A 16,925-nucleotide genomic window follows, 5' to 3' on the forward strand; every position below is an offset into this window, starting at 1 on the left:
TATGAACATGAGAATACCATCTAAAATCTTATAAAAAAGAACGAAATGTAGTGGCACAAACCTCTATGCAAGCCATTACTATGCTGTATATAAATCAATTACAAAAATGAAGTGTCAAACTCGGGACAACTTTTTTCATTTTTGATTAAATAAAATGGTTAATAAACTAAATATCATTGTGTTGTAAAAGCAAAATGCAATTATGGAGGGTACAGCGATTTTGGATCCAGCATAATGAACCTAACATATATAAGTCCATTCTTGATGCCCGTAATAATATAAATATTTTTAGTGAAATCCATAGTGGAAAACCACTAAAAAAATAATTTATTATGTTTCTAAATTAGATATTTAAAACCTCCGGTTGCCTCACAAATGGTGGATCGCAGCGATGGAAGGATGGGAATGCTGAGTTCTGAGTTTTGACCGCCGACCGCTGACCGCCGAGCGCAAACTGCGAACTGGGAACTGCGAACTGTTTCACTTTTTCACCGTTTCACTGTTTCACATAATTTATTATTTTTGTTTTTTAATTATAAAGAGATGACTGAAAAGAAGAAAGTAGCCGTAAAGGAAAAGCATGCTGGCATAAGGGCTATTGAACCGGTATCCAGGTCCGGGTTTGCATTTGGAAAGGAGAATTACCGCTTATTGCTGATAGGCCTGGCTTTGATCGTTCTCGGCTTTCTCCTCATGATTGGCGGGGGGTCTGACGATCCAAAAGTTTTCAGCCAGGATATTTTCAATTTCCGCAGGATTACCCTGGCCCCGATCCTGATCCTTGCAGGTTATGTGGTTGAGATTTTCGCCATTATGAAAAAACCAAAGGATTAATCCTTATCATAGGTCCTATCGCCATTTTCGCCGGATAGTTTCAGGATTGATATTAAAAATATATGGAATTTGATTTTATCCGGGGTGAACTGCTGCTGATCGACAAGGCGATCGACTGGACCTCATTTGATGCTGTCAACAAGGTCCGGCGGCTGATCAGCCGGCAACTGGGAAAGAAGCTGAAGGTCGGGCATGCGGGCACACTGGATCCCAAAGCCACGGGGCTTCTGCTGATCTGCACCGGCGCCATGACCAAACGGATCAACGAGCTGGTAGGCCTCGACAAAGAATATGCCGGCACCTTCCTCCTCGGTGCTACAACCCCTTCTTATGATTCAGAAACCGAAATAAATCATAAATCGGAAACCGGCCATCTTACATCTGAAATGATACTGGCTGCTACTCAAAAATTCATCGGAACCATCCAACAGGTCCCCCCGCAATTTTCAGCCAAGCTGGTCGAAGGAAAAAGGGCTTATCTGTCGGCCAGGAAGAACAAAGAGGTGAAGATAGAACCCGTGACCATCACCATCAAGGAATTCGAAATTACCCGGATTGATTTGCCTGAAGTCAGTTTCCGGGTTGTATGCAGTAAGGGGACTTATATCCGTTCGCTGGCCAGGGATTTCGGAGAAGCTTTAAATTCCGGCGCTTACCTTACTTCCTTGAGACGGACCGGAATAGGCCGGTATAGCGTCCAGGATGCCCTGACTGTTGCGCAGTTCGAAGCTTTGCTTTATCTTGAATAAACAACTTTTTATTAAAAACTAATTCAAAACTTAAGAAGTAGATAATATTAAGTTGACAAATCCCTCAAATTTGATTACCTTTGCACGTTTTATTCTGAAGAATTGAAGCGCTGCTATGAAACTCTCCCAGTTTAAGTTTTACTTACCTGCTGAACTCATCGCCGAAAGACCCCCTGAAAACAGGGACGAATCGAAACTGATGATCCTCAACCGTAAAACCCACTCCATCGAACATAAAGAATTTAAAGACATTCTTAATTATTTCAGCGATGGTGATGTTTTCGTAATTAATAACACCAAGGTTTTCCCTGCCCGTTTGTTTGGGACGAAAGAAAAAACCGGTGCCAAGATCGAAGTTTTCCTGCTCCGTGAATTGAACCGTGAATCCCGCCTCTGGGATGTTCTGGTCGACCCGGCCCGTAAAATCCGGATAGGCAATAAACTTTATTTTGGTGATGATGATTCGCTTGTTGCTGAAGTAATCGACAACACCACGTCACGCGGCCGGACCCTCAGGTTCCTTTTCGATGGTCCCTATGAGGATTTTAAGAAAACGATTACCGCCCTGGGCCAGACACCCCTGCCCAAGATCCATAAGAGATCCGTTGAACCGATAGATGATATCCGGTATCAGACGATTTATGCAAAGCACGAAGGCGCTGTTGCCGCTCCGACCGCCGGTATGCACTTCAGCCGCGAACTGATGAAACGACTTGAGCTGAAAGGGATCAATTTTGCCGAAATCACCCTTCACGTCGGGCTCGGGAACTTCCGTGCCATCGAAGTGGAAGACCTGACCAAGCATAAAATGGATTCTGAAGAGATGCTGATCGAAGAAAATGCCACGGCGATTATTAATCATGCTAAGGAAAACCGTAAAAAGATCGTTTCTGTTGGGACAACTTCCATGAAAGCCCTCGAAACAGCCGTTTCAATATCAGGAAAAGTTAAACCCTACAGGGGCTGGACTAATAAATTCATCTTTCCGCCCTACGATTTTACCATAGCCGATGCCTTAGTCACCAACTTTCACCTCCCTATGTCATCAATGATGATGATGGCCTCCGCTTTTGCAGGATATGATTTCCTCACAGAAGCTTACAAAGAAGCCATCAACCTGAAATATAAGTTCTTCACTTACGGGGACGCAATGCTTATTATATAGTGGAACGGTGGAACAGTGAAACGGTGAAACGGTGAAACAGTGAAACAGTGTTGCTTACCATCTTTTCCTGGGAAACAGGCCAAGGATTCCTGCCACCACCACATAAAACGGATAGATCACCTGGAAAGGCAAATACCAATACCTTAGTTGTCTTTGAGTGTTAAATCCGGTGACTCCCCACATCAATGGCAGGTCAATGAGTGATTTCAACAAGATAACGCCGGCAAAAAGCAAGAATAATCCCGGATAACAAAATCCCGCAAAAAAAGTGGCTGTTATGAACAGGTTGAAGGAAAAAACGGCTATTGCGGTAAAGGCTGAAAGGTTATCCTTATAACCTTTGCTTTTCGATGCCCAACGGATACGTTGTTTAAAAAATGCCCGAAGACCGGCTGCCGGATAAGTCTGGACTAGTGCATTTTTATCCGGGGCAAAGCCGATCGCTTTGTTGCCATATTCCTTCTTCATTTTATGCATCAGGAAAACATCATCTCCGGAAATAAATTTTTCATTGCCCGCATATCCACCTACCTGCATAAAAGCGCTTTTCCGGTAAGCCAGGTTGGCGCCATTGCAAATAAATGGCTGACCCGCCCGGGCGGCTCCGGCCCCTGATGCCATCATGCCTGAAAATTCCAGCGATTGAAACCGGTTCAGAAGGCCTTTCTGTGTAAAATAAGAAACCGGACCGAAAATCATCACTTTCGTTTTATCCTGAAAATAAGATACTATTGCCGATATCCATCCAGGCCCCATCCGGCAATCGGCATCGGTCGAAAGGATCAGTTCACCGGTTGATTTGCCGACACCCCATGCAAGCGCTGCTTTTTTCCCCGCCCCATCATCATTTTTTATCAGTATAAATCCGGAAAGTTTCTGTTTAGCAATAAAATCTGTCACAATCTCAGCAGTTTTATCGGTTGAATGGTCATCGATCACGAGAATTTCAATCATGGAGGATGGATAATGCTGAGCCGCCAAATCACCCAACAGATCAGCTATGCTTTTCTCTTCATTTCTGGCCGCAACGATCACGCTGACTTTCATTACAGGCTCAACAGTCCCGGTCTTTATAGTTCCTTTCTGCCTGTACCATCCGAAGGTAAAAAGTCCGATCAGCCCGGTATAAAATAAATCTGTCAGGCATAACACGATTCCGGTGATCATCAGCAAGGTTTCCATGTATGGCTTTTTATTTCCTGAAGAATTTAAGGCTGAAGACAAAGAAAGTCCCCAGGATTGCCGGAATGATCAGGTTAACCAGCCATAAAACCGTTGAAGATGTAAGAATTGCCAGTTCCGTATCACCTGAATTAAAACCGGATTTTTGAAAATACAGTCCGATAACAAAAATGGAGACCGATCCCCTGATTCCGAGGTCGATCAGGGCAATAGATGGAACCAAAGTCATCGCAAGGTAGATAACCGGGATGAGGATCATGCCCTGGATTACAGGTAATTCAACCCCAAACATTCTGAGCAGCAGGAAAAACTGGGTTGAAAAGATCACGTATCTTAATAAGCTTAGAAGCAGTACTTCCAGAAGTTCTTTACCGCAATACCTGGCAAAGACCCTGGAATATTCTATGAAACGCTCCCATTTTCGTGGCATATAGCGGCCGATAAAATCGGAAAGGATGCCTATTTTAAAGTAAAAAAGCATGATTATAAAAATGAGGCAGGGGATCAAAAAAATCAGGCTTATGAGAAGGTATTCCTGAACATGGTAAGACACGCGAAGGTATTGATCAAGGAATGAAAGAAAGCAGAACAGGCCTGCACTGAGGGTAACGACGATCTGCGCAAAACTGCCGATGAGGGTTATCAATATGCCTTCCACGTGGTTACCTTTTTCCAGGATGAAAACCCGGCCCAGGTAATCACCCGTTCTGTTTGGAGTGAAAAGGCTGACCGAAACCCCAGTCATGACAGCCTTAAAAGCACGGAAAAATGAAATTTTCTCGATTTTAGCGATCAGTAAACGCCATTTAACCGATTCAATGCTCCAGTTGAGCAGCATGAGCAACAGGATCAGGCTTATCATGAACCAGGCCTGTTGCTGCTCCATCATCTTGTTGAAAACATCCACGATTTCATGCAGCTTCCGTTCTACGAATACCTGCCGGTAAATAAATCCATAGGTTACCAGGATAATCAGCGCCCGGATCAGGTAATTGAAGGTTTTCCTTATCTTTGTCTTTTGTACGATCATTTATTAATCCTTAAAAAATTGTCTTCGGAACGCATAATATTGGGCATCGATCCCGGTACTACGATCATGGGTTATGGTGTTATCATGATCCGGGAAAAAAAGATCGAGCTGATGACGATGGGTGTGCTTAAACTCCACCAGTTTTCCGAACACGAGGACAAGTTAAAGAAAATATTTGAACGGACGGTTTCTCTCATCGAAGAATATCATCCGGATGAACTGGCAATCGAAGCGCCTTTCTATGGTAAAAATGTCCAATCGATGCTTAAACTAGGTCGTGCTCAGGGTGTTGCAATGGCAGCTGCTTTATCGAGGACCGTTCCGATTTTTGAATACAGCCCCCGTAAAATAAAGCAGTCGATTACCGGACGGGGAAATGCTTCCAAGGAGCAGGTAGCCCTGATGTTGCAAAACCTTCTTCAGTTCACGCAGTCGCCACAGTACCTGGATGCCACTGACGGTCTGGCCGCCGCCGTTTGTCATTACTTTCAGAATAATCCCGGAAAGCAGGATAAGAAATTCTCAGGCTGGAAATCTTTCCTCACTGAAAACCCGGACAGGCAGGCAGAACATTAATTGAAAAGTCCCCCACTTAACCCTCAACACTTAAAATTAAAAATTTTAATTTTCGACCGGGTATATTTTCCTAAAAATCCGATTAATAAGAAATATTGTACTTTTGCGGGCTCAAATTGAGGGAGCTGCAAGCTTCTGCAGTGAAATACTATTAACCAGCTATTTTCTCATTATGATTAAAAACCTCGTCATCGTTGAATCTCCGGCTAAAGCTAAGACTATTGAACGATTCCTCGGAAAGGATTTTATTGTCCGCTCCAGCTTTGGCCATGTTATGGATCTTTCGAAAAAAGACCTTGGGGTAGATATTGAAAAAGGGTTTATGCCTATCTATGAAATCTCCCCGGACAAGAAAAAGATCGTTGCCGAATTGAAAAAAATTGCAAAAGATGCGGAGACCATCTGGTTAGCAACTGATGAGGACCGCGAGGGGGAAGCTATTTCGTGGCACCTGGTTTCTGCATTAGGGCTCAATGAGAATGAGACTAAACGGATTGTTTTCCACGAGATTACCAGGACTGCTATTCATGAAGCAATCGATAATCCGCGTAAAATCGACCGCAACCTTGTTAATGCGCAACAGGCCCGCCGTGTGCTCGACCGCCTGGTCGGATTTGAACTGTCACCCCTGCTTTGGAAAAAAGTTAAACCCGCCCTGTCGGCCGGCAGGGTGCAATCGGTCGCTGTACGCCTTATCGTGGAGCGGGAAGATGAAATCCGGGCCTTCAGTTCTACTTCATCTTTTAAAGTCACAGCCAGGTTTATCATTAAAAAAGACGGACAGGCATACACCTTCGAAGCTGAATTTCCCACCCGTTTCAAGACACGGGAGGAGGCCCGGAAATTCCTTGAAAAATGCATCGGCGCCTCATACCGGGTTACCAATATAGAAACGAAACCAGCTAAAAAATCCCCTGCTCCACCATTCACTACCTCCACGCTTCAACAGGAAGCCAGCCGCAAACTGGGGTTTTCAGTGTCCAACACCATGCGTATCGCACAACAGCTCTATGAAGAAGGTTTGATCACTTACATGCGTACCGACTCGGTAACCCTCTCCAAGCTGGCGCTGGCCATGCTGAAGGAAGAGATTGCCAGGATTTACGGACCGGAATATTCCAAAACCCGCCAATATACTACGAAATCAAAAGGCGCACAGGAGGCACATGAAGCTATCAGGCCAACTTATATAAGCAATTCTTCCATTAACGGCAGTTCGGCACAGAAAAAACTTTACGAACTGATCTGGAAAAGAACGATCGCATCACAAATGAGCGATGCCCTGACGGAAAAAACGATCATTAACATCAGTGTTTCCACCCTGACCGGTGAGGAATTCATTGCACAGGGTGAAGTGATCAAATTTGATGGTTTCCTGAAGGTTTACCGTGAATCGTACGATGATGAGGCCGATGAAGAAGGCCGGAGCATCCTTCCTCCACTTGCAAAAGGCGACCAGCCCGACCTTTCGGAAATGAATGCCGAACAACGCTTTACTCAGCCCTTAAGACGTTATACAGAAGCCAGCCTCGTCAAAAAACTTGAAGAACTCGGCATCGGCAGGCCATCCACTTATGCCCCCACTATTTCGACCATCCAGAAGAGGGAATATGTCGAAAAGCTCGATGTGGAAGGGTTCACTCGGGCCTTTGACCTGTTGACCCTTAAAAACAGGGAGATCAGGCTACACGAGAAAACCGAAAAAGCAGGCTTTGAAAAAGGTAAACTCCTTCCTACTGACCTGGGAGCCCTGGTTAACCGTTTCCTGATGCAGTATTTTGAAAACATCATCGATTACCAGTTTACCGCTACTGTTGAGAAAGACTTCGATGAGATTGCCCGTGGCGAAAAGAAATGGAATGAAATGATCGGCCTCTTTTATGGACCTTTCCACCGCCAGATACAGGAAACGGTTGATAATACAGGCAAATTCAGCGGAGAAAGACTCCTCGGGACCGATCCCAAATCAGGGAAGAATATGTACGTGAAACTCGGACGTTTTGGTCCGGTTGTCCAGATCGGTGAAACAGAAAGTGATGAAAAACCGCGTTTCGCCGGTTTGAGTAAAGGGCAGTCGATCGAAACCCTTACCCTCGGACAAGCATTGGAACTGTTTAATTTTCCACGCAGTATCGGCAGCTATGAAAACAATGAAATGATTGTTGCCGTCGGCAGATTCGGGCCTTATATCAAGCATAACAACCTCTATTTTTCGCTGACGAAACACGATGATCCCGCTTCTGTCAGCCAGGAAAGGGCCGTGGAAATCATTGAACTGAAAAGAAAACAGGATAAAGAAAAAATCATCAGGAAGTTCCCGGAAAATGATAATGTCCTGGTACTTAACGGACGCTTTGGCCCATATATTTCTATCTCAAAGTCTAATTACAAAATTCCTAAAGGAACCGATCCCGTAGGCCTGAAACTCGAAGATTGCCTCAGATTAGCTGAAGCTCAGGAAAAAAAAGGCAAAAAGAAAACCATCCCGACCCGGAAAAAATCCTGAGCCCTTTCTTTGAATGTTCACGATTTCCATTTATTTTTGACCGGTAAATCAAAATGAATGGATATATCAATATATTTTGAAACAATACAGCTAAAAGGGTATCAATATGCTGACAAGACAGGCCGCAAGCTGATGGGCGATGTCGTAAAAGCTTATATTCAACCTGACGATTTCCCCTCTTTTGACCAGGCAGACCTGGCTATCTTCGGTGTGGGAGAAGACCGGAATTCCTTTTTTAACAACGGTTGCGGACTTGCTCCCGATTTGATCAGGAGAGAATTATATAAGCTTTTTCAGGGGAATTTTAAACTCAATGCAGTCGACCTGGGGAATCTGATGCGGGGTCATACCATTGATGATACTTACTTTGCCCTTACCACCATCCTTGTGGAATTGCTTGAGCGTAACATCGTTCCTGTTATCCTCGGTGGCAGCCAGGACCTGACATTTGCAACATACAAAGCGTATGAGAAACTTGGCAGGATTATTAATATTGCCGCGGTCGATCCGCAGTTCGACCTTGGTCATTCCGGAGAAAAACTCGATGCCCGCTCCTATATGAGCCATATCATTCTGCAACAGCCCAATTATCTTTTCAATTATACCAATATCGGCTTCCAAACCTATTTTGTCGACCAACAGGCAATCACCCTGATGAAAAACCTTTATTTCGACACCTACCGCCTGGGAATGGTGAGGGCTAATATGGAAGAAGTCGAACCGATGGTAAGGAATGCCGATATGATAAGCGTAGATATTGGCGCCGTCAGGGCTTCGGATGCACCCGGGAATGGAAATGCCTCCCCTAACGGCTTCTACGGAGAGGAAATCTGCCAGATCATGCGCTATGCAGGATTGAGCGATAAGCTGACTTCCCTTGGCCTTTATGAGGTTAACCCCAGGCTTGACCGCCAATCGCAGACAGCTCAGCTTGCCGGACAAATGATATGGTATTTTATCGACGGTTTTTATAGCCGCAAAGGGGATTTCCCGCCCGACAAGAAAAAAGACATGGTAAAATATACCGTGACCCTGAAAGATTTTAAAGACGAAGTGGTTTTTTACCGTAGCAATAAGAGCGAGCGTTGGTGGATGGAGGTCCCTATTCGTAGCAAACATCGCGAACGCTACGAACGGCACCACCTTGTACCATGTTCCTACCAGGATTACCAGACCGCCTGCCAGAATACCCTCCCCGATAGATGGTGGCAAACTTACCAGAAACTTATGTGAGTTAGTTCAAGGATTTTTTTTACTTTTGCACTCCGTTTAATAATTACTACAAAGAGTTTTGAACCAATCAGAGAAACGATTTGATATGAAAAGAACACCGGATATGTTAAAAAAAGCAGGATTAGTACTCTTTTTAGCAGCAATCCTCCTGTCGTCATGCGTACCGATGAAACGTATCCGATATCTGCAGGACCCCAAGGAATTTAAAATGGCCAAAGCTGATTTTAAGAAACCCGAAGCCATAGAATATCTTGTTCACAAGGGAGATAATCTCTATGTCAAGGTTAAAAGCCTCGATGAAAAAACTAATTTCTTCTATGAATCGGGTGCAATTAACAATTATTATGACGAAGCAGGTATTTACCTGAATAGTTATACCGTCAATGACTCGGGTTACGTTGAGTTTCCCCTTATCGGAAAAGTAATGGTCGATAATTTCACTACCGAACAAATACGCCAGAAAATCCAGGAGAGGGTGAATGAATATGTCAAAAATACTATCGTAATTGTTAAGCTGGCTAATTTTCATGTTTCGATGTTAGGTGAATTTAAAAATCCGGGAAAATATGTGGTTTACCAGGATAAAATAAATATTTTCGAAGCCATTGCCATGGCAGGAGATATGACTGATTTCGCCAAAAGAAACAAGGTGCTGCTTGTACGCCAGAGTGAGAAAGGGGTTAAAACCTACCGGATTAACCTGAACGATTATAGTATCCTGGAATCGGATTATTATTACATCATGCCTAACGACCTGGTCTATGTTGAATCGCTTAAGGGTAAACAATTTGCTTTCAGTGAGTTCCCTTATACTTTAATATTCACCACTATTAGTACCACGCTTTTACTCATCAATTACTTCAGCAAATAATTAATAAAGTGGAAAACGAAAATACCCGTATTTATCAGCAAACCCAGCCACAGGCAGAAGAGAGCTTTGATTATAAAGCCCTCTTCTTTAAGATTTACCGCTATTGGTATTTTTTCATACTGACCATCATCGTTGCCCTCATTATCGCCTTCCTTTTTAATAAATATACCAAATCTGTTTATGAGGTCAGCACTACGGTGATCATTAAATCCGACCGTGGTAACAGTATAGATCCGCAACAATTGATCGGGCTTGGTTTCGGGGGTGACCTGCAAAATATTGAGAACGAAATCGGTGTTCTGAGTTCCTACTCCCTGACTGAACGTGCGGTGAAAAACCTTGACTTTTTCGTTGCCTATTTCGAAGAGGAAAATTTTATATCCAGGGAACTTTACCCTGATAACCCCTTTGAAGTTGTCTTTGATACAAGTCACCTGCAGCCTGTCAATATGGAATTCAAGATTAAAATCATTTCTGCCTCCAAATATCTCATCCAGGCAGAATCGGAAAATACTACACTATACGATTATTCAACTTATAAAGAGGCTGAAGATAAATATCTGTTCCTCAAAGTCAGTGATACACTGTTCTTTGGGGAACAACTCGAAGGTGAGGCCTATAGCTTTCACCTGGTACTGAAACCAAATGCCCTGGTGAATGAACTTGTTGCCAGGAACCTGAATTTTGTTTTTAAAGACCTTAAATCACTTGTAGCAAAGTATGGGGTTAAGGGCATTACCATTGAACCTATCAATAAAGAAGCTTCAATCCTGAAGCTGTCCCTCAGGGGATTTAATGAAGCCAAATCAGCAGCTTTCCTGAACATGCTGACAAGGGAATATATCGCCCAGGGACTTGAGAAGAAAAACATGATCGCTACCAATACAATCCGGTTTATCGACGAGCAGTTGATGGATATCAGCGATTCGCTGAGTTTCGCTGAATTGGAACTGCAGGATTACCGGAGCCAGAATATCGTCATGGATATCGATTTCCAGTCACAACAAGCTGTTGAATACATGAAGACATTGGAAACCCAGCAAGCTGATCTGAAGGTAAAAAACTTGTATTACAAATCGCTGAAAAAGTATGTCGAAAGCAATAAAGACATACAGCAGGGCCTGATTGTCCCATCGGCGATGGGCATTGATGACCCCTTGACGACCAGCCTGATCCAGGAGCTTTCCACCCTCTTTAACGAGAGAGCGGAAGCGTTTCTTACTTCTACAGAAAAAAACCCTACTGTTATCGCGCTCGATCTTCGTATCGAAAACACGAAAGATGCGTTATTGGAAAATATCACCAATATCGTGAAGAATTCTGAAATTGGTTTAAAAGATATCAGCAGCCGGATGGAGGTCCTGACCGGCCAGATGATCACGATCCCCAAAACCCAGCGGGAACTGCTTGGAATCACCAGGAAATTCAAGTTAAGCGACAACATTTATAACTTCCTGCAACAGCGCAGGGCCGAAGCACAGATCACAAGGGCTTCCAATGTTTCTGATAATGAGATCGTTGACCATGCCAGGCTGCTGGACTCGACCCCGGTATATCCCAAGACCAGCCTGAATTATATCATCGCATTGATCCTTGGCCTGATCCTGCCCACCCTGTTTATACTCGGTAGGGATTACCTGAATGATAAGATAATTGAACGCGCTGACGTCGAAAAGATTACCCGGGTGCCCATCATCGGACACATTATCCACAGCAACAGGCTAAGCACCATTGTGGTGGCCGATTCTCCAAAATCTTCCATAGCAGAATCATTCCGGTCCATCCGTACAAACCTTGCATTCGTTACCAAAGGAAAATCCAAAATGACCATTCTGATTACCTCCGATATGGTCAGCGCCGGTAAAACCTTTATATCCATCAACCTTGCATCAATTTTCGCACTCTATGGTAAAAAAACCATGCTGATCGGTTTCGACCTGCGGAAACCCAAAATCTACCAGGACTTTGGCCTGTCCAATAATGAAGGTATCAGCTCTTACCTGATCAATAAAAGCTCCTACGAAAGCATAATCCAGCATTCCATGATCGAAAACCTCGATATCATCATGGCAGGACCTGTTCCCCCTAACCCATCCGAGCTGATTGCTTCCGAAAAAACCGATGAGCTTTTTCGCCGCCTGAAAGAGGACTACGATTTTATCATCATCGATACCCCGCCGGTTGGCCTTGTCACCGATGCTTTCCTGCTGATGAAATATACCGATGCCAACCTTTTCTGCGTGCGACAGCATTATACACTTAAAAAAGTCTTCGGTTCAATTATTAAAGATATTGAACAAAGAGAAATCCCGAATGTCCATATCCTGATCAACGACGTTAAACTTACCAAAGGTTCCTACGGTTATGGCTATGGGTACGGTTATGGGTACGGCTATGGGTACGGTTATGGGTATGGTTACGGTTATGGCTACGGTTATGGCTACTATTCCGACGATAAAAACAAAGAAGTGGATTCAACAACGAACAGGATTTTTAAAAGGTTCTGAGCATTACCGGAAATAGCTGTGAACATTTGTAATATGCGGGAAGACAAGGAAAAGCGCTTAAGGCAAAAAGCCAGGGTGATCTGGTTTGCCGGTCTTTCGGGTGCAGGGAAAACCACCCTTGCCAAACGCCTCGAAGAAGAACTTTTTGCCAGGAATTTTACGGTGCAGATCCTTGATGGTGACAACATCCGCAGCGGGATAAACAATAATCTCAGCTTTTCCGAAGAAGACCGCCGGGAAAATATCCGCCGGATCGCCGAGGTTTCCAAACTCTTCCTCAATTGCGGCATCATTGCCATCAATAGCTTTATCAGCCCAACCCGTGAAGTCCGTCACCTGGCTATGGATATTATAGGAAGAGAAAACTTCATCGAAGTATATATCAACGCACCGCTTGAAGTTTGCGAAAAACGCGATGTTAAAGGACTTTATGCCAAAGCAAGAAAAGGAGAAATCAAAGACTTTACAGGGATCGGCGCACCCTTTGAAGTCCTGGTCAATGCTGATCTCGAAATCCGTACCGACCTGCTGACTATCGAACAATCTGTTGAGAAATTGCTGGGGTTCCTGCTTCCGAGGATCAGAGTTGACCAATAACCAATAACCAATAACCATTAACCTTTTAATGACCGATCTTCAACGAAAATATAACCTCAATCATCTTCGCGAACTGGAATCAGAATCCATTTACGTTATGCGGGAGGTGGCGGCCCAGTTTGAAAGGCCGGCGCTGCTGTTTTCCGGCGGAAAAGATTCGATCGTGATGGTTCACCTGGCCAGGAAAGCCTTCTGGCCCGCCAGGATACCTTTTCCGCTTATGCATATCGATACCGGCCATAACTTTATTGAAACCATGATCTTCCGCGATGAACTGGTCAAAAAGCTTGGTGTGCAGTTGATAGTCGGCTCGGTGCAGGAATCGATCGATAATGGCCGTGTGGTGGAAGAAACCGGCTTTGATGCCAGCCGCAACCTGTTACAAACCGTTACCCTGCTCGATACCCTCACCAAAAATAAGATCGATGCCGCGATGGGTGGAGGCCGCCGTGATGAGGAAAAAGCCCGTGCCAAGGAACGCTTTTTCTCGCACCGCGATGAATTCGGGCAGTGGGACCCTAAAAACCAGCGCCCGGAACTGTGGAATATCTTCAACAGCAAAAAGCGCACCGGGGAGCATTTCCGCGTTTTCCCCCTCAGCAACTGGACCGAAATGGATATCTGGCAATATATCTACCTCGATAATATTGATATTCCAAACCTTTACTTCACCCATGAACGTAAAGTGTTTAACCGCGACGGGGTTTGGCTGGCCGATGCCCCTTTCATGAAAAAAAGGGACACCGAAAAAGTAATCACCATGCGCATCAGGTGCCGTACCATCGGCGATATTTCCTGCACCGGGCTGACCGTGTCGGAAGCATCTACACTGGAAGACATTATCCAGGAAATCGCCGCCGTCAGGGTGACCGAACGGGGCGGCCGTGCCGATGACCTGCGATCGGAATCGGCTATGGAAGACCGGAAGAAAGAAGGATACTTTTAGTTCAAAGTTCAAAGTTCAAAGTGAAAAGTGAACTTTGAACTAACTTTGAACTAAAAACTCAACTTTGAACTTTGAACTTTGAACTATACTATGGTGGAAGATAAATTTTCTAGTAAGGCTTACCTCGAAATGGAGCTGTTGCGTTTTACGACGGCCGGCAGCGTCGATGACGGGAAAAGTACCCTGATCGGCAGGTTGCTGTATGATAGTAAATCCATCTTCGAGGATCAGCTCGAGGCGGTCAAACGTGCCAGCATCAGAAAAGGTAATGAAATGATCAATCTTGCCCTGCTTACAGATGGCCTCCGCGCCGAGCGGGAGCAAGGCATTACCATCGATGTGGCTTACCGTTACTTTGCCACACCCAAACGCAAGTTCATCATCGCCGATACCCCCGGCCACGTGCAGTACACCCGCAACATGGTCACCGGAGCCTCAACAGCCAACGCCGCCATCATCCTCATCGATGCCCGCAATGGCGTGACCGAGCAGACATACCGCCATTCCTACATCGCATCCCTGCTGCAGATCCCCCATCTGATCATCTGTGTCAACAAAATGGACCTGATGAATTATAGCGAAGAGGTCTATGAAAAGATCAAGCATGACTTCGGCGCTTTCGCCGCCAAACTTGATGTGAAAGACATCCATTTTGTCCCGATCAGCGCCCTGAATGGCGATAACGTGGTCAACAAACTGAACAACATGCCGTGGTATGAAGGCGGTACGCTGCGATATATCCTGGAGAATATCCATGTTGCCAGCGACCATAACCACATCGACCCGCGCTTCCCCGTGCAGTATGTGATCCGGCCAATCTCGGAGAAATTCCACGACTACCGCGGCTATGCCGGACGGGTCGCCGGCGGGGTTTTCCATAAAGGAGAAAAGGTGATGGTGCTGCCCTCCGGCTTTATTACCACCCTCGAATCCATCGATTTTGATGAATCGGAAATAAATGAGGCTTTCCCGCCAATGTCCGTTACATTCCGCCTTTCCGACGACCTCGATATAAGCCGGGGCGATATGATCGTCAGAGAAAACAACGTGCCTGAAACCGGGCAGGATATCGAAGTCATGATGTGCTGGATGAGCGATAAACCACTGCTCCCGGGCATGAAATATTATCTACGCCATACCACCTCCGAGGTAAGGGCAATGATCAAAGAGATTGTTTATAAGGTCGATGTCAACACACTCGAACGGGTTCCTGATGGAAAAGAACTGAGAATGAACGAAATCGCCCGTGTGCAACTGCGTACTACCAAACCATTGTTTTACGACAGCTACCGGCGGAACCGTACCACCGGCAGCATTATCCTGATCGAGGAAGGAACGTTCAATACGGTGGGAGTGGGAATGATTGTTTAACTTTGAACTCAACTTTGAACTTTGAACTTTGAACTTAAACAGCATCGGCTGTTAATCACCGGCGGTGCCGGATTCATCGGATCCGCACTCTGCGAGGCCTTCCTGCTGCAGGACAACGAGGTCGTCTGCCTGGACAACTTTCTAACCGGCTTCCGTAAAAACATTGAGCCATTTCTTTCCAACCCCCGTTTTACCTTCATCGAAGGCGACATACGCGATCCTGATACCTGCAAAAAAGCCTGCGATGGGATCGAGTATGTTTTCCACCAGGCTGCCCTCGGCTCTGTACCGCGATCTATCGAGAATCCGGCACGTACCAACGAGATTAATATCACCGGGACCTTGAACATGCTCATCGCTGCCCGCGATGCCAGGGTTAAAAGATTCGTTTATGCTTCCAGTTCGTCAGTCTATGGCAGCAGTAAAAAACTGCCCAAAGTGGAGGAAGAAACCGGCGAGCCTTTATCGCCCTACGCCGTCACCAAGGTCGTGAATGAAAAATATGCCCGGATTTTCCATGACATTTACGGCCTGGAAACCACCAGCCTGCGCTATTTCAACGTTTTCGGCCGCCGCCAGGACCCTCACGGGGCCTACGCTGCTGTCATCCCCAAATGGGTTTCACAACTGATGAAGCACGAACGGCCTGTCATTAACGGCGACGGAAGCTATTCCAGGGACTTTACCTATATCGATAACGTGGTACAGGCGAATGAGCTGGCAGCGTTAGCCCCCACCCCGTCCCTCCCCCACAGGTCCCCACGTACGCGGGGAACAGGGGAGGGAGTCAGGGAGGGGGCTGTCGTTTTTAACATCGCCTACGGCGCCAACACCACCCTCAACGAGCTTTTCAACATCCTCCGCGACAACCTCTCCCGCTTCGATCCGAAGATTGCACGGATTGAACCCATCTATGGCCCCGAACGCCCTGGCGACATCCCCTATTCCCACGCCTCCATCGAAAAAGCACGCGCAGAACTCGGCTATAATCCCCGGTTTGATGCCAGGAAAGGGTTTGAGCTCGCCTGCGAATGGTACCATGAACACCTCCGGTGAGTTTAAAGTTCAAAGTTCAAAGTTCAAAGTTGAGTCCCCTCCGATAATTCCATTTTTTGCCACCAAAGCACAAAAACACCAAGATACACCAAGGTTATTTGGTTGATAATCAACATTTGGTGATATTTAGTGTATTTGTGTTTTCGTGGCAATTTATTAGTTTTAACTTTGAACTTTGAGCCCCCTCTAAAAAGGGACATTAATATAAATTGAAAAAATAATAATTATCGGTAAAAGTATGACTTTGGAAAACTGCCTGTCTGGATTTCGATGAAAATTTAGCTTCAGAGAAAAATATTCAC

At 45.3% G+C, this 16,925-nt stretch carries 14 protein-coding genes; 12 read left to right on the forward strand and 2 right to left on the reverse strand.

What is annotated here, in order from left to right:
- Positions 1-543 precede the first annotated feature (543 nt).
- The 3 genes from M0Q51_15900 (at position 544) to queA (ending at position 2,748) form a co-directional block, all read left to right on the forward strand.
- Entirely contained in the window at positions 544-834 is a 291-nt protein-coding gene (locus tag M0Q51_15900) for a DUF3098 domain-containing protein (protein MCK9401461.1), read from the forward strand.
- Positions 835-896: 62 nt separating this feature from the next.
- Positions 897-1,583 (forward strand): tRNA pseudouridine(55) synthase TruB, encoded by a 687-nt coding sequence (truB, locus tag M0Q51_15905; GenBank protein MCK9401462.1) that lies wholly within the window; start codon positions 897-899, stop codon positions 1,581-1,583.
- 115 nt (positions 1,584-1,698) lie between these two features.
- Positions 1,699-2,748 carry a tRNA preQ1(34) S-adenosylmethionine ribosyltransferase-isomerase QueA gene (gene queA / locus M0Q51_15910; protein ID MCK9401463.1) on the forward strand — a complete coding sequence of 350 codons (1,050 nt, stop codon included), beginning with the start codon at positions 1,699-1,701 and terminating at the stop codon, positions 2,746-2,748.
- 54 nt (positions 2,749-2,802) lie between these two features.
- On the opposite strand, the gene M0Q51_15915 is transcribed toward queA, so the two are convergent.
- Together M0Q51_15915 and M0Q51_15920 are read right to left on the reverse strand one after the other, a co-directional pair.
- Positions 2,803-3,930, reverse strand: a complete 1,128-nt coding sequence (locus M0Q51_15915; protein ID MCK9401464.1) for a glycosyltransferase — start codon at positions 3,928-3,930, stop codon at positions 2,803-2,805.
- A 10-nt stretch (positions 3,931-3,940) separates the two neighbouring features.
- Positions 3,941-4,960: a flippase-like domain-containing protein gene (locus tag M0Q51_15920; GenBank protein ID MCK9401465.1), complete on the reverse strand. Its 1,020-nt coding sequence runs from the start codon at positions 4,958-4,960 to the stop codon at positions 3,941-3,943.
- A gap of 18 nt (positions 4,961-4,978) precedes the next feature.
- Here M0Q51_15920 and ruvC point away from each other — a divergent pair, with 18 nt between their 5' ends.
- The 9 genes from ruvC to M0Q51_15965 all read left to right on the forward strand — a co-directional run bounded on the left by ruvC (position 4,979) and on the right by M0Q51_15965 (position 16,623).
- On the forward strand, positions 4,979-5,536 hold the full coding sequence (ruvC, locus tag M0Q51_15925) for a crossover junction endodeoxyribonuclease RuvC (GenBank protein MCK9401466.1): 558 nt from the start codon (positions 4,979-4,981) through the stop codon (positions 5,534-5,536).
- Between the two features lie 172 nt (positions 5,537-5,708).
- The gene (gene topA, locus M0Q51_15930; protein ID MCK9401467.1) at positions 5,709-8,042 is read left to right on the forward strand and encodes a type I DNA topoisomerase; all 2,334 of its coding nucleotides are present in this window, start codon (positions 5,709-5,711) and stop codon (positions 8,040-8,042) included.
- A 57-nt stretch (positions 8,043-8,099) separates the two neighbouring features.
- Positions 8,100-9,275 (forward strand): formimidoylglutamase, encoded by a 1,176-nt coding sequence (locus tag M0Q51_15935; GenBank protein ID MCK9401468.1) that lies wholly within the window; start codon positions 8,100-8,102, stop codon positions 9,273-9,275.
- An 85-nt stretch (positions 9,276-9,360) separates the two neighbouring features.
- The gene (locus M0Q51_15940; GenBank protein MCK9401469.1) at positions 9,361-10,146 is read left to right on the forward strand and encodes a polysaccharide biosynthesis/export family protein; all 786 of its coding nucleotides are present in this window, start codon (positions 9,361-9,363) and stop codon (positions 10,144-10,146) included.
- A gap of 8 nt (positions 10,147-10,154) precedes the next feature.
- Positions 10,155-12,653, forward strand: coding sequence for a polysaccharide biosynthesis tyrosine autokinase (locus M0Q51_15945; GenBank protein MCK9401470.1), 2,499 nt, complete (start codon positions 10,155-10,157; stop codon positions 12,651-12,653).
- 33 nt (positions 12,654-12,686) lie between these two features.
- Positions 12,687-13,250 carry an adenylyl-sulfate kinase gene (gene cysC, locus M0Q51_15950; protein MCK9401471.1) on the forward strand — a complete coding sequence of 188 codons (564 nt, stop codon included), beginning with the start codon at positions 12,687-12,689 and terminating at the stop codon, positions 13,248-13,250.
- Between the two features lie 28 nt (positions 13,251-13,278).
- Entirely contained in the window at positions 13,279-14,196 is a 918-nt protein-coding gene (gene cysD, locus M0Q51_15955) for a sulfate adenylyltransferase subunit CysD (protein ID MCK9401472.1), read from the forward strand.
- A gap of 78 nt (positions 14,197-14,274) precedes the next feature.
- Entirely contained in the window at positions 14,275-15,567 is a 1,293-nt protein-coding gene (locus M0Q51_15960; GenBank protein MCK9401473.1) for a GTP-binding protein, read from the forward strand.
- Between the two features lie 21 nt (positions 15,568-15,588).
- Positions 15,589-16,623 carry an SDR family oxidoreductase gene (locus M0Q51_15965; protein MCK9401474.1) on the forward strand — a complete coding sequence of 345 codons (1,035 nt, stop codon included), beginning with the start codon at positions 15,589-15,591 and terminating at the stop codon, positions 16,621-16,623.
- Positions 16,624-16,925 lie beyond the last annotated feature (302 nt).

The organism is Bacteroidales bacterium, from assembly GCA_023229505.1.
Lineage (GTDB): Bacteria > Bacteroidota > Bacteroidia > Bacteroidales > JAGOPY01 > JAGOPY01.